Annotated in this window: 12 protein-coding genes; 8 read left to right on the top strand and 4 right to left on the bottom strand. The window is 71.9% G+C overall.

What is annotated here, in order from left to right:
- The first annotated feature begins 38 nt into the window (after positions 1-38).
- Genes ABEA82_RS12010 through ABEA82_RS12000 form a run of 3 tightly spaced genes read left to right on the top strand, consistent with a single transcriptional unit; the run spans position 39 to position 3,510 of the window.
- Positions 39-1,037, top strand: coding sequence for an NTP transferase domain-containing protein (locus tag ABEA82_RS12010; protein WP_345661396.1), 999 nt, complete (start codon positions 39-41; stop codon positions 1,035-1,037).
- Entirely contained in the window at positions 1,034-2,416 is a 1,383-nt protein-coding gene (locus tag ABEA82_RS12005; RefSeq protein WP_345661395.1) for a molybdopterin molybdotransferase MoeA, read from the top strand. The genes ABEA82_RS12010 and ABEA82_RS12005 overlap by 4 nt, the downstream gene beginning before the upstream one ends.
- Positions 2,413-3,510, top strand: coding sequence for a potassium channel family protein (locus ABEA82_RS12000; RefSeq protein ID WP_345661394.1), 1,098 nt, complete (start codon positions 2,413-2,415; stop codon positions 3,508-3,510). The genes ABEA82_RS12005 and ABEA82_RS12000 overlap by 4 nt, the downstream gene beginning before the upstream one ends.
- Positions 3,511-3,629: 119 nt before the next feature.
- Here ABEA82_RS12000 and ABEA82_RS11995 read toward each other — a convergent pair whose 3' ends face one another.
- Positions 3,630-4,478: an ABC transporter permease gene (locus ABEA82_RS11995; protein WP_345661393.1), complete on the bottom strand. Its 849-nt coding sequence runs from the start codon at positions 4,476-4,478 to the stop codon at positions 3,630-3,632.
- Positions 4,475-5,527 carry an ATP-binding cassette domain-containing protein gene (locus ABEA82_RS11990; protein WP_345661392.1) on the bottom strand — a complete coding sequence of 351 codons (1,053 nt, stop codon included), beginning with the start codon at positions 5,525-5,527 and terminating at the stop codon, positions 4,475-4,477. Before ABEA82_RS11990 ends, ABEA82_RS11995 begins: the two co-directional genes overlap by 4 nt.
- A 169-nt stretch (positions 5,528-5,696) precedes the next feature.
- Here ABEA82_RS11990 and ABEA82_RS11985 point away from each other — a divergent pair, with 169 nt between their 5' ends.
- Positions 5,697-6,686 carry an NAD(P)H-quinone oxidoreductase gene (locus ABEA82_RS11985; RefSeq protein ID WP_345661391.1) on the top strand — a complete coding sequence of 330 codons (990 nt, stop codon included), beginning with the start codon at positions 5,697-5,699 and terminating at the stop codon, positions 6,684-6,686.
- Between the two features lie 8 nt (positions 6,687-6,694).
- Here ABEA82_RS11985 and ABEA82_RS11980 read toward each other — a convergent pair whose 3' ends face one another.
- Positions 6,695-7,213, bottom strand: coding sequence for a hypothetical protein (locus ABEA82_RS11980; RefSeq protein WP_345661390.1), 519 nt, complete (start codon positions 7,211-7,213; stop codon positions 6,695-6,697).
- A gap of 137 nt (positions 7,214-7,350) precedes the next feature.
- Between ABEA82_RS11980 and ABEA82_RS11975 the strand changes: the two genes are divergently transcribed.
- On the top strand, positions 7,351-7,920 hold the full coding sequence (locus ABEA82_RS11975; protein ID WP_345661389.1) for a PadR family transcriptional regulator: 570 nt from the start codon (positions 7,351-7,353) through the stop codon (positions 7,918-7,920).
- A gap of 85 nt (positions 7,921-8,005) precedes the next feature.
- The gene (locus ABEA82_RS11970) at positions 8,006-8,548 is read left to right on the top strand and encodes a bacterial proteasome activator family protein (RefSeq protein WP_345661388.1); all 543 of its coding nucleotides are present in this window, start codon (positions 8,006-8,008) and stop codon (positions 8,546-8,548) included.
- A gap of 100 nt (positions 8,549-8,648) precedes the next feature.
- Here the strand turns inward: ABEA82_RS11970 and ABEA82_RS11965 are convergent, their stop codons facing one another.
- Positions 8,649-10,295: a protein kinase domain-containing protein gene (locus ABEA82_RS11965; protein WP_345661387.1), complete on the bottom strand. Its 1,647-nt coding sequence runs from the start codon at positions 10,293-10,295 to the stop codon at positions 8,649-8,651.
- A gap of 346 nt (positions 10,296-10,641) precedes the next feature.
- Here ABEA82_RS11965 and ABEA82_RS11960 point away from each other — a divergent pair, with 346 nt between their 5' ends.
- Together ABEA82_RS11960 and pdhA are read left to right on the top strand one after the other, a co-directional pair.
- Positions 10,642-12,231 (top strand): protein kinase domain-containing protein, encoded by a 1,590-nt coding sequence (locus ABEA82_RS11960; RefSeq protein WP_345661386.1) that lies wholly within the window; start codon positions 10,642-10,644, stop codon positions 12,229-12,231.
- Between the two features lie 409 nt (positions 12,232-12,640).
- The gene (gene pdhA / locus ABEA82_RS11955) at positions 12,641-13,846 is read left to right on the top strand and encodes a pyruvate dehydrogenase (acetyl-transferring) E1 component subunit alpha (protein ID WP_345661385.1); all 1,206 of its coding nucleotides are present in this window, start codon (positions 12,641-12,643) and stop codon (positions 13,844-13,846) included.

The raw sequence follows: 13,846 nt of genomic DNA, 5'->3' as shown, positions 1-13,846 counted from the left end.
GCGTTCCGTGTGATCGCGGGGGCCCGCATACTCGGGGGATGACCGCCTACGAGCCTCCCGGTGAACCCGGCGCCCCCCGGCAGCACACCGCCGGGCCGGACACCCATGGGCAGGACACCGCCGTGTACGACGCCGTCGTGCTCGCCGGAGGTGGCGCGCGCCGACTGGGCGGCGCCGACAAACCCGGTGTGCGCGTGGGCGGCCGGGCCCTGCTCGACCGGGTACTCGCCGCGTGCGCCGGAGCCCGCAGCACCGTCGTCGTCGCCGCGCCCCGGCCGACGGCACGGCCGGTGACCTGGGCCCGCGAGGACCCACCCGGCGGCGGGCCCCTCGCCGCGCTGCACGCCGGGCTCCGGGCCACCACGGCGGAACACGTCGTGGTGCTCTCCGCCGACCTGCCGTTCCTTCAGGAGCGGACCGTCGGCCGACTGCTGGGCACCCTGCGCACGAGCGGCGCCGACGGTGTGCTGCTGACCGACCCCGACGGCCGTGACCAGCCGCTCGTGGCCGCGTACCGCACGCCCCGGCTGCACGAGGTGTTCGCCCTTCTCGCCGACCGGCACGACGGACTCACCGGTCTTCCCCTGCGGCGCCTCGTCGCCGAGCTGAGCCTCACCCGCATCTCCGACCCGGTCGCGTCCTTCGACTGCGACACCTGGGACGACATCGCCACCGCCAGGGCACGTATCAGGGAGCATGGGCACGTGTTGGATGAATGGATTTCCGCCGCCAAGGACGAACTGGGCATCGACCTGGACGTCGACACCGGCGTCCTGCTCGACCTCGCCCGTGACGCCGCCCACGGGGTGGCCAGGCCCGCGGCGCCGCTGACCACCTTCCTCGTCGGCTATGCGGCGGCGCGTGCCGGTGGCGGCCCCGAAGCGGTCGCCGAGGCCGCCCGCAAGGCCGCGGCCCTCGCCGCCCGCTGGGCGGCGGAGAGCACGGGGGGCTCGTCCTCCGGTACCGCGCCCTCCGGCGCCCCGTCCGACGTCGCCCCGGACGCGACCCCGGACACCCGCCCGGACGCCGCCGGATGACCGCGCACGGCACCCGGGCCGGTGAGGACGCAGAGGACCTCGACGTCGAGGAGGTGCTCGCCCTCGTGAACGACCACGGCAACCACCGGCCCGCCCCCGCCCCACGAGCCGAGACGGACGGCGGCCGCACCCCCGACCGTCCGGACACCTCTCCTCGGTCCGACCGCCACCGCGCCACCCCCTGGCCGGACGCCCGGGCCGTCGCCGAGCGCGCCGGCCGGAACGCCGCCCGGACCGCGCGGCGCGCCCCCGTCTCCGTCCCCCTCGAAGCCGCCCTCGGCCTCACCCTGGCCACCCCTCTCGACGCCCTCACCGACCTCCCCTCCTTCGACACCTCCGCGATGGACGGCTGGGCGGTCGCCGGCCCCGCCCCCTGGGACGTACGGGACGAGGGCATCCTGGCCGGGCACGCCGCGCCCACGCCGCTGACCGACGGCGAGGCCGTCCGGATCGCCACCGGCGCCCGCATCCCCCCGGACACCACCGCCGTCCTGCGCAGCGAGCACGGCCGGACCGACGACAAGGGACGGCTGTACGCGACCGGGGCGGTCGCCCCAGGCCAGGACATCCGCCCGCGCGGCCAGGAATGCCGCACCGGCGACCAGCTGCTGCCCGTCGGCACCCTCGTCACCCCGGCCGTCCTGGGGCTCGCCGCGGCCGCCGGATACGACTCCGTCGACGCCGTCCCGCGTCCTCGCGCGGAGGTGCTGGTCCTCGGGGACGAGTTGCTCACCGAGGGGCTGCCGCACGACGGTCTGATCCGGGACGCCCTCGGCCCCATGCTGGAGCCCTGGCTGCGGGCGCTCGGCGCCGAGGTCGTCGCCGTGCGCCGCGTCCGCGACGACGCCGGCGCCCTGCACCGGGCGATCACCACGTCCGACGCCGATGTCCTCGTCACCACCGGCGGCACCGCCGCCGGTCCCGTCGACCACGTCCACCCCACCCTGCGCCGCATCGGCGCCGAACTCCTCGTCGACGGCGTCAAGGTGCGGCCGGGCCACCCCATGCTGCTGGCGCGCACCACGGAGACCCAGCACCTCGTCGGACTGCCGGGCAACCCGCTCGCCGCCGTCTCCGGGCTGCTGACCCTCGCCGAGCCGCTGCTGCGGACCCTCGCGGCCCGCACGGCCCCGGAGCCGTACACGCTGCCGCTCAGGGACACCGCGCAGGGACACCCGTACGACACCCGGCTCGTCCCCGTCGTCCTGCGCGGCGACCAGGCCGTGCCGTTGCACTACAACGGCCCGGCCATGCTGCGCGGTATCGCGGCGGCCGACGCGCTGGCCGTCGTACCGCCGGGCGGTTCCCGTGCGGGGCAGGAGGCGGAACTGCTCGACCTGCCCTGGGCGTCCGGCGGCATCGGAGTGTGTTTCACGTGAAACTTCCGGGCCACGACGCCATCGCACGCCAGGCGGACGAGCATCTGGTCACTCATCGGGTGAAACTTCCGAGGAAGGTGGTGGAGCACCCGTTCCGCCAGGTCGCCAAGCGGCTCTCCATCGCGCTGCTGGTGCTCGTCGTGACCGCTCTGATCGTCTACGCCGACCGGGACGGCTACAACGACAACGCGGGCGGCGGCATCTCCCTCCTCGACGCCTTCTACTACGCGACCGTCACCCTCTCCACCACGGGGTACGGCGACATCACCCCGGCCAGCGAAAGCGCCCGGCTCACCAACATCCTCGTCATCACGCCCCTGCGCGTGCTGTTCCTGATCATCCTGGTCGGCACCACTCTCGAGGCCCTCACCGAACGCACCCGGGAGGAGTGGCGGCTGACCCGCTGGAGGTCCACGTTGCGCGATCACACCGTCGTCGTCGGTTTTGGCACGAAGGGCAGGTCGGCGATCCGGACCGTCTGCGCGACGGGCCTGAAGAAGGAACAGGTCGTCGTGGTCGACCCGAGTTCCAAGGTGGTGGACGCCGCGGCCGCCGAGGGTTACGCGGGCATCGTCGGGGACGCGACGCGCAGCGAGGTGCTCAAGCGGGCCGAGGTGCACAAGGCGCGCCAGATCATCATCGCGACCCAGCGCGACGACACTGCGGTCCTGGTGACGCTGACGGCCCGGCAGCTCAACCGCGGAGCGAAGATCGTGGCCGCGGTACGGGAGGAGGAGAACGCCCCGCTGCTCAAGCAGTCCGGCGCCGACGCGGTCATCACCAGCGCCAGCGCCGCCGGCCGTCTCCTCGGCCTGTCCGTGCTCAGCCCGTCGGCCGGCATGGTGATGGAGGACCTCATCCAGCAGGGCACCGGGCTCGACCTCGTCGAACGACCGGTCGTGAAGGCCGAGGTGGGCAAGACTCCGCGCGAGGTCGCCGACCTGGTGGTGAGCGTCATACGCGGGCACCGCGTGCTGGGGTACGACGACCCGGCCATCGGGAGGCTGGAGCTGGCCGACCGGCTCATCACGATCGTCCGGAAGACACCGGGCGCCCAGGTCACGCCCGACATCCGCCCGCTGCCCCGCACCTGACCGGCGGGGCGAGGGAACGGCCGGCCGCCACACGCGCGACGACCGGCCGAGGACGGCGAACCGGCCGGCCGCCCCGCGTGCGCGCCGGGCCGGCCGGCCCGGAGTCCGCCTGCTTCCGGCTACTTCCGGTTGTACAGCCGCATCGTGACCGGCCCGAAGACCAGCACGAACAGCCCGGCCCACCCCAGCGACCAGGCGACCTCGGCGGCCGGCCAGTCCCCGGCCATCAGCCCCCGCACCGCCGACGCCAGATGCGTGACGGGGCTGTTGTTGACGAAGGCCTGGAGCCAGCCCGGCATGGTCTTCGGGTCGACGAAGACGTTGGACAGGAAGGTGAGCGGGAAGATCACCATCATGCTGACGCCCATCACCGACTTCTCGGTGCGCAGCATCAGCCCGAACATCGTCCAGATCCACGAGAAGGCGAACGAGAACAGCACCAGCAGCGCGACCCCGGCGAGCACCCCGGCGATCCCGCCGTCCGGCCGGTAGCCGAGGACGACCCCGACGGTGAGCATCACGACCGACGCGATCGTGTACCGCAGGGCGTCACCGAGCAGATAGCCGACCATGGTCGACGGCCGCCAGATCGGCAGGCTGCGGAACCGGTCGAAGACGCCCTTCTCGATGTCCGTGTTGACCGAGACACCCGTGTACATCGTGATCATCACGACCGACATCACGAGGATGCCCGGCAGCAGGAACTGGATGTACTCCTCCGGCGAGCCGGCCAGCGCCCCGCCGAACAGGTACGTGTACATCAGCACCATCATGATCGGGAATGCCGTGACGTCGAAGAGCTGCTCCGGCACGTGCTTGATCTTGAGGATGGCCCGCCAGCCGAAGGTCATAGAGGCCGACCAGGCACTGGGCCGGGGCGGTCGCTCCTTGGAGATGAGCAGCGCGGCGAGGGACTCGGCGCTGACCGGGGCGAGGTCCTTGCTCTCGGTCGTCGTCGCGGTGCTCATGCCGCCACCTCGTCCTTCGGGTCGTGGGAGCGGCCGGAGTCGTCGGGTCGGCCGGGGTCGTCGGGTCGGCCGGATTCGTGCGTGTCGTGGCCGGTGAGGGCGAGGAAGACCTCGTCCAGGCTGGGCTGGCCCAGCGAGAAGTTGTCGACGGTGATGCCGGCCCCGGCCAGCTCGTTCAGCGCGCGGGCGGCCTGCTGGGCGGCGCTGTCGTCGCTCGCCGCCGTACCGAGGCGGGCGGTCAGGGCGACCGGGTCGGGATCCGGCTGCACCTGCGCGTCGAGGGCCCGGCGCAGCAGGGCGGCCGCGAGGTCCCGCTGGTCCGGATCTCGTAGCCGAAGATGGACGGACCCGGCGCCCACGGACGACTTCAGTTCGCCCTTGGTGCCCTCGGCGATCACCCGGCCGCGGTCGATGACGGCGATCCGGGAGGCCAGCTGGTCGGCCTCGTCCAGGTACTGCGTGGTCAGCAGCACGGTGGTGCCCTGGGAGACGACGGCCCGCACGATGTCCCACACCTGGTTGCGGCTGCGCGGGTCGAGACCCGTGGTGGGCTCGTCGAGGAACAGCAGGTCGGGGGTGTTGAGGATGGACGCGGCGATGTCGATCCGGCGCCGCATGCCGCCCGAGTAGTGCTTGACCTGCTTCGCGGCCGCCTCCGTCAGCCCGAACGCCTCCAGGAGCTGGGCGGCCCGGTCCCGGGCGGCCCTCTTGTGGTGGCCGAGCAGCCGGCCCAGCAGGACCAGGTTCTCGGTGCCGGTGAGGTCCTCGTCCACCGACGCGTACTGGCCGGTGAGGCTCACCCGGCCGCGCACCTCGTCGGCCTCGCGGACGATGTCGTGGCCGAAGACATGCGCCTCACCACCGTCCGGCCGCAGGAGCGTGGCGAGCATCTTGACGGTGGTGGTCTTGCCGGCGCCGTTCGGGCCGAGGACGCCGTAGACCGCGCCCGCGGGCACGGACAGGTCCACTCCGTCGACCGCCCTGGTCTCACCGAACGTTTTCACCAGGCCCGCGGTCTCGATCGCCAGGCCGGACGTCTGTGTGCGCATGCTTCGGGTCCTTCCGTGCGCTTGGGCTACGCAGGGGGAGACCTTTACTGTCGCGGGAACTCATCGGTCCCGCACACGGGTTTTCGCCGGACCGGACCAACGGAGCGGGAGAAGCCGTACCGGGGACGGAGGGGACTCCGTCCGGGGACCGAGGGGTACCGTCCGTGACATGCATGCGATCACGATTCCTGAACCTGGTGGACCCGAGGCGCTGGTCTGGGACGAGGTCCCCGACCCCGTGCCCGGCGAGGGTGAGGTCCTGGTCGAGGTGACGGCGGGTGCCGTCAACCGGGCCGACATCCTGCAACGGCAGGGCTTCTACGATCCGCCGCCCGGCGCGTCCCCCTACCCCGGCCTGGAGTGCTCCGGGCGGATCGCCGAGACCGGCTCCGGTGTCTCCGGCTGGAGCGTCGGCGACGAGGTGTGCGCGCTGCTCTCGGGCGGTGGCTACGCCGAGAAGGTGGTCGTCCCGGCGGGACAGCTGCTGCCCGTGCCGGACGGCGTCGGCCTGAAGGAGGCCGCGGCCCTGCCCGAGGTGGCCTGCACCGTCTGGTCGAACGTCTTCATGATCGCCCACCTGCGTCCCGGCGAGACCCTGCTCGTGCACGGCGGCTCCAGCGGCATCGGCACCATGGCCATCCAGCTGGCCAAGGCCGTCGGCGCCCGGGTGGCCGTCACGGCGGGCACCAAGGAGAAGCTGGAACGGTGCGCCGAACTGGGCGCCGACATCCTGATCAACTACCGCGAGCAGGACTTCGTCGAGGAGGTCAGGAACGCCACGGACGGCGCGGGTGCCGACGTCATCCTCGACAACATGGGCGCCAAGTACCTGGAGCGCAACGTCAAGGCCCTCGCCGTGAACGGCCGGCTCGCGATCATCGGCATGCAGGGCGGTGTCAAGGGCGAGCTGAACATCGGCGCGCTGCTCGCCAAGCGCGCCGCGATCAGCGCGACGTCCCTGCGTGCCCGGCCGCTGGAGGAGAAGGCGGCCATCGTCGCGGCCGTGCGCGAGCATGTCTGGCCCCTGTTCAGCGGCGGCCACCTGCGCCCCGTAGTGGACCGCGAGTTCCCGATGCCGGACGCTCCCGCCGCCCACCGGGTCGTGGAGGAGAGCGGCCACATCGGCAAGGTCCTGCTGATCACGCCACAGGGCGCCTGACCCCGGATCTAGGACCGCCGCAGCCGCAGCGCGAAGAAGGCGAGGCCCAGGCCGAGGCCGATCAGTACCAGGCCGCTGCCCAGGGGCAGGATCCGCAGGACCGGACCGACGGGGCGCTCGCCACGCGCGGCGGCGGCGTCCCGTACCGGCTCCTCCGTCTGCGCCGGGGGCACGGGGAGGGTTTCAGGGGGTTCCTCGGGTACGGCGGTGGAGTCGTCGGCGCCCGTGTCGGCCTCCTCCGGCCTGCCTGGCCGCCCCGGCCGTTCCCGCCCCTCACCGGCCCGGCTCCCGGCCCGCGAGGGCTCGCCCCGGGCGGACGGTACGTCCCCGGCCCCGGCGCCCGCCCCGGTCTCATCGCCGTGCCCGGTCTCGTCACCCTGCTTGGTCTCGTCGCCGTGCTGGGCCTCGTAGTCGTACGCGAGGACGGCACCGTAGGACGGAACGGACCCGTACGGTGAGACGACCGCGCCCGCCCCCAGGGCGACCACCAGTCCCGTCGCCCGTAGTGCGCGTTGCCATGGAGTCACGTTGGTGACCCCTTCCCGCCGTGCCCGGTAGGGCAAGATCGGCAAGTTCGGTCATTTCGAGGCAATAGCCTCACACCGGTGCACTCGTCCGGCATGCCGGGCTCGGCCGAGAGACGGAATCGCTGCACAATCCGTTTATGTCGATACGCCACGGGCTGCTGGCGCTCCTGGCGGCCGGCCCCCGCTACGGCTCTCGCCTGCGCACCGAGTTCGAGGACCGCACCGGCGGGACCTGGCCGCTGAACATCGGGCAGGTGTACACGACCCTCGACCGTCTGGAACGGGACGGACTGGTGGTCCAGGAGGGCGCCGACGAGGCCGGCCGGGCGCTGTACGCGCTCACCGAGCAGGGCCGGGCCGAACTGCGGGACTGGTACGCGCGGCCCGTGGAACGGGCGGGCCCGCCGCGCGACGAGCTGGCGATCAAGCTGGTGATGGCGGTCGGGGCGGACGGCGTCGACGTACGGGAGGTCGTCGAGGCCCAGCGCCGGCACGTGGCCGAGGCCCTGCACGAACACGTACGACAGCGGGCCGAGGCACTGGCCCGCGCCCCCGGACACCCGCAGGAGGTGGCCCGGCTGCTCGTGCTGGAACAGCTCGTCCTGCACACCGAGGCCGAGATCCGCTGGCTGGAACACTGCGAGGTTCGCCTGCTGCGCCTGGCACGCGAGCCGCGTTCACCCGTTCGGGAGCAACCCGACGGCTGAGCAACTCGTCTTCTCGAACACGGTGGATCAGCCTTCCACGGGGGCACCACGGAGGTGAGGTGCAGTCGTGCGAGAGAATGGCGGCATGGAGATGCCGAGGAACGAACGGTCGCAGGAGAACCCGCAGATCCTGGTCGTGGGCCAGGACGGCATGGCGCTCGGCGGTGGGGGCGGGGACGACGACTCCCGCGAGACTCCGGTCACGGAACAGGTGGAGCAGCCCGCCAAGGTCATGCGGATCGGCAGCATGATCAAGCAGCTTCTCGAGGAAGTGCGCGTGGCTCCCCTGGACGAGGCCAGCCGGGCCCGGCTGAAGGAGATCCACGCCAGCTCGGTGAAGGAGCTGGAGGACGGTCTGGCACCCGAGCTGGTCGAGGAGCTGGAGCGGCTCTCGCTGCCCTTCACGGACGAGGTGACCCCCAGCGACGCGGAGCTGCGCATCGCCCAGGCCCAGCTGGTCGGCTGGCTGGAGGGGCTCTTCCACGGGATCCAGACCACGCTGTTCGCCCAGCAGATGGCGGCCCGCGCCCAGCTGGAGCAGATGCGCCGCGCCCTCCCGCCGGGCGTCGGCCACGAGGGTCTCGATGAGAAGCACCCGGGCGCCCGTACGGGCGGCCCGTACCTGTAGGACGCCCGCTGACGAAGCGCCCGTCCAGGTGGCGCCCGCGCAGGAACCGAGAAGAAGGGCCCGGCAGCCGAAGCTGCCGGGCCCTTCCACGTGGGCGGGGTCAGGAGGGCGGGTTGCCCGTCGAGACGCTGAGCTCGATCTGGGGCATGTCCTCCGGATCGACATCGGTGCTCTCGGACGGGAACTGCTGCATGACGGTGCCCTCGCCGTAGGTGTTCTCGTCCACCCTTTTGATCTTCGACTGCCAGCCGGCCGCCTGGAGGCACGCCTTGACCGAGGTGATGTCCTTGAACTGGAAGTCCGGGATCCGGATCTTCTCGGGGTCGTTGTACGACTCCTGCGGCTCCGTGCACTCCTCGCTGTCGATCGTGCGCGTGGTGTCCGGCCCGCGGTAACCGGGCTTCTTGGCCGCCGAGGCCGACGTGTCCGGGCTGCTGCCGCCGCCGCCCTGGTCGTCCTCGCCGCCGCCGCTCATCATCAGGGCCGCGATCAGGCCGCCGACCGCGAGGACGGACACGATGACCGAGCCGATGATCACCGGCTTGTTGCTCCTGCCGCCGCCGGGGGAGCCGGGTGCGCTCTGGGGCGTCAGGTTGTACGGCGGCGGGGTCGACGGGCCCGGCGCTTGCGCGTAGGGGGCCGGGGACGGCGTCTGGTAGCCGCCCTGCTGCGGGTAGCCGTAGGCCGGGGACGGCGCCGACGGCGGGGGCGTGCCGTACGGGTTCGGCGGCGGGGTCGGCTGGTACGGCGTCTGGACCTGGCCCGAGGGCGCCGGGGATGCCTGGTCGACCGGCGGGAACACGGCCGAGCCGACACCCGCGCCGCTCGGGGTCTGCGCGCCCGGGACGATGCTCGGCGGCGTGGCCTGGAGGGACGCGGCCACGCGCAGGCACTCGTCGCGCATGGCCTCGGAGCTCGGGAAGCGCTCGTTCGGGTTCTTCTTCAGGGCACGGGCGATCAGCGCGTCCACGGCCGGGGGCAGCGAGCGGTTGATCGAGGACGGAACCGGCGGCTCCTCCTGAACGTGTGCGTACGCGATGGCCAGCGGCGAGTCAGCCTCGAACGGCAGCCGTCCGGTGACCAGTTGGAACAGCATGATGCCGACCGAGTACAGGTCGGAGCGGGCGTCCACACCGCGGCCGAGGGCCTGTTCCGGCGAGAGGTACTGCGGGGTGCCGACGACCATGCCGGTCTGTGTCATCGACGTCACACCCGACTGCATGGCGCGGGCGATGCCGAAGTCCATGACCTTCACCACGCCGCGCTTGGTCATCATCACGTTGCCCGGCTTGATGTCGCGGTGGACCAGCCCCATCTCGTGGCTGATCTCCAGCGCGGCCAGCACGTCCGCGGTGATCTTCAGCGCCTTGTCGGCGGGCATCGCGCCCTGCTGCCGCACGTCCTCGTCGAGCACCGAGCCGAGCGGGCGGCCCTCGACGAACTCCATGACGATGTACGGAGTGGTCATGCCGTCGAGGGTGTCCTCGCCGGTGTCGAAGACCGAGACGATGTTGGTGTGCGTGAGCTTGGCCACGGACTGGGCCTCGCGGCGGAACCGCTCGCGGAAGGCTTGTTCCCGACCGAGATCGGTGTGAAGTGTCTTGATCGCGACCTGCCGGTCGAGCACGCTGTCGTACGCGAGGTGCACCGAAGCCATGCCGCCCTGGCCGAGGAGATCACGCAGTTGGTAGCGCCCACCGGCGAGCGCCCGCCCCGTGTACTGGCCCTGTGCGCCGTCCTGGCTCATGTTCCGTATCCCCCGTAGCCCTTGAGGCGCCGCCGACTTGTCGCAGATCCGTCGTTGATCCACACCGCCATTCCCGGCCAAGTCTGCCCCAGGGCCCTGCCACGTCAAGCGCGGTGCCCGTTCCGTGACCGTACGCGAAGGAAGCGTCGCGGAAGCGTTACAGGGGGAGTACGGCCGGTGCACAGAATTTGCACGACAGTACGGAGTAAAGGTTTCATGGCGCGTCCGTACCGTGCCGGTTCCGGCGCCCGTCTCGGACCGGCGGCTTGCGCCGAGGCTGTAGCGTGGCCGACGGAGACCGTAACAACACCGCGCGCACCGCGGGCAGAAACGACGGCGAGGACTGATGGCACAGCAGCAGCGCGCTCAGGGCCCGTCCGACCCCGAGGCGAGTGGCGGCGGGATGTCGGAGGCGCCGGAGTCCTGGGGTAACGGCGGGTTGGTCGGTGACGGCCGGTACCGGCTGACCCACAGACTCGGCCGGGGTGGCATGGCCGAGGTGTTCGCCGCCGAGGACGTCCGTCTCGGGCGCACCGTCGCCGTCAAGCTGCTCCGTTCCGACCTCGCCGAGGACCCGGTGTCCAAGGCGCGCTTCACGCGTGAGGCACAGTCGGTCGCCGGCCTCAACCACCACGCGATCGTCGCCGTGTACGACTCCGGCGAGGACGTCGTCGGCGGCCAGTCCGTGCCCTACATCGTCATGGAGCTGGTCGAGGGACGCACCATCCGCGACCTGCTGCTGAACGCGGAGGCGCCGGGCCCCGAGCAGGCGCTGATCATCGTCTCGGGCGTCCTGGAGGCGCTCGCCTATTCGCACCAGCACGGCATCGTGCACCGCGACATCAAGCCCGCCAACGTCATCATCACGCACAACGGCGCCGTGAAGGTGATGGACTTCGGCATCGCCCGCGCCCTGCACGGCGCGCAGTCCACGATGACGCAGACCGGCATGGTCATGGGCACCCCGCAGTACCTGTCCCCGGAGCAGGCGCTCGGCAAGGCCGTCGACCACCGCTCCGACCTGTACGCGACGGGCTGCCTGCTCTACGAACTCCTCGCGCTGCGCCCGCCCTTCACCGGCGAGACCCCGCTGTCGGTGGTCTACCAGCACGTCCAGGACATCCCGACGCCGCCGTCCGAGGCCTCCGACGCCTGCCCGCCGGAGCTGGACGGCCTCGCCATGCGCGCCCTCGCCAAGGAGCCGGACGACCGTTTCCAGACGGCCGAGGAGATGCGCGGGCTGGTCCAGTACGCGCTCCAGATGCTCTACGACCAGGGCGGCCACACGGGCACCTGGAACACCGGCCCGGTCGACATGCACGAGGGCCGGCACACCCCGTCGGGCGGCTTCGCCCAGACGGCCGTGATGGGCCATCCCGGTGACGTCTCCGGCACCGCGCAGATCCCCTCGCCGATCCTGCCCTCCGGCTACGGCGGCGGGGACGAGGGCGGCTTCGAGGGCCACGGCAACAAGGGCAGCGGCCGGGGCAAGCTGTGGATCCTCGCCGTGCTCGCGGTGATCGCCGTCGCGGCGGGCGTCGCCCTGGCGCTGCAGAACACCGGCGGCGACAAGAAGGACCCGAGCAAGGAGCAGAAGCCGACCTCCTCGCAGACGACCGAGAAGAAGACGCCCAGCGAGACGCCGAGCGAAGAGGAGACCGGCGCGCCGACCGACACCTCCACGGACGACGGCACGGGCAACGGCACCGGCGGCGGCTGGACGCAGCCGTCGTACACCCCCTCCTACTCGCCGACGCAGAGCGCTCCCGAGACACCCACGGACCAGCCGACCACCCCGGAGCCGACCGGGGAGCCGACCGGCGAGCCGACGGACGAGGAGCCCACCGACCCGGGCACCCCGCCGGACGACACGGGCGGCACCGACGGGGGCCCCACGGGCGGAGTAGTCGCCGGCGCGGGCGGCGGCGAAGGCTGACCCGCCCCCGCGGAAACGAACGATCCACGCGCGCGTGGGACCCGGAAACGGGCCCCACGCGCGCGTGCCGTTTCGCCGGGCCGTTTCGGCGCGCCGACAAGTTGACTCTTCCCGTGACCTGGGTCACCGGGTTAACGTGCGGTTGCTCCGGCCTCCTGCAAGGCTGTGACCAGGGCCCCTTCGGCGCCTTCCCGATTTACTTGGAAATCCAAGCAAAATCGCAGGTCAGATAGGGTTTCACAGAAATGTGGAGCACTGGGTAACGTGCTTTTTGCAGGGCGCTCGCCGGGGCACCTGTCACGCCTGTTCCCGGCCGAGTGGCACCCACCCCGTGCCCCGGTGGTCGAGAACAGGTGAGCCGCACTGGCCTACCGGCAACCCCGGGGGCCGGACCGACGGAGGAGCACACGTGACCGTGGAGAGCACTGCCGCGCGCACATCGCGACGCAGCGCCGGAAGCAAGGCCGGCACCACCGGCACCAAGCGCACCACCCGCACCACCGCCAAGAAGGACGCAGACGCTGCGAAGGGCACCGAGCCCCAGCTCGTACAGCTGCTGACGCCCGAGGGCAAGCGCGTCAAGAACGCCGAGTACGACAAGTACGTCGCCGGTGTCACTCCCGAAGAGCTCCGCGGCCTGTATCGCGACATGGTGCTCACCCGCCGCTTCGACGCCGAGGCCACCGCCCTGCAACGCCAGGGCGAGCTGGGACTGTGGGCGTCGCTGCTCGGCCAGGAGGCCGCCCAGATCGGATCCGGCCGGGCCACCCGCGAGGACGACTACGTCTTCCCGACCTACCGCGAGCACGGCGTCGCCTGGTGCCGCGGGGTCGACCCGACCAACCTGCTCGGCATGTTCCGCGGCGTGAACAACGGCGGCTGGGACCCGAACAGCAACAACTTCCAGCTCTACACGATCGTCATCGGCTCCCAGACGCTGCACGCCACCGGCTACGCGATGGGCGTCGCCAAGGACGGCGCGGACAGCGCGGTGATCGCCTACTTCGGCGACGGCGCCTCCAGCCAGGGCGACGTGGCCGAGTCGTTCACCTTCTCCGCGGTCTACAACGCCCCGGTCGTGTTCTTCTGCCAGAACAACCAGTGGGCCATCTCCGAGCCCACCGAGAAGCAGTCCCGCGTCCCGATCTACCAGCGCGCCCAGGGCTTCGGCTTCCCGGGCGTCCGGGTCGACGGCAACGACGTGCTCGGGGTCCTCGCGGTCACCCGCTGGGCCCTGGAGCGGGCCCGCAGCGGCGAGGGCCCGACCCTCGTCGAGGCGTTCACCTACCGCATGGGCGCCCACACCACCTCCGACGACCCCTCCCGCTACCGGGGCGACGAGGAGCGCCAGGCCTGGGAGGCCAAGGACCCGATCCTGCGCCTTCGCCGCTACCTGGAGGCCTCAAACCACGCGGACGAGGGATTCTTCGCGGAACTGGAGGCCGAGTCCGAGGCGTTGGGCAAACGAGTGCGCGAGGCGGTCCGCGCCATGCCGGACCCGGACCACTTCGCCATCTTCGAGAACGTCTACGCGGACGGGCACGCGCTCGTCGACGAGGAGCGCGCGCAGTTCGCCGCGTACCAGGCGTCGTTCGCCGATGAGGGGGGCAACTGA

It is taken from the genome of Streptomyces venetus (assembly GCF_039540295.1).
Taxonomy (GTDB): Bacteria; Actinomycetota; Actinomycetes; order Streptomycetales; family Streptomycetaceae; genus Streptomyces; species Streptomyces venetus.
The sequence above is the reverse complement of the archived record's forward strand: the minus strand, read 5'-3'. Positions and strand labels throughout refer to the sequence as shown.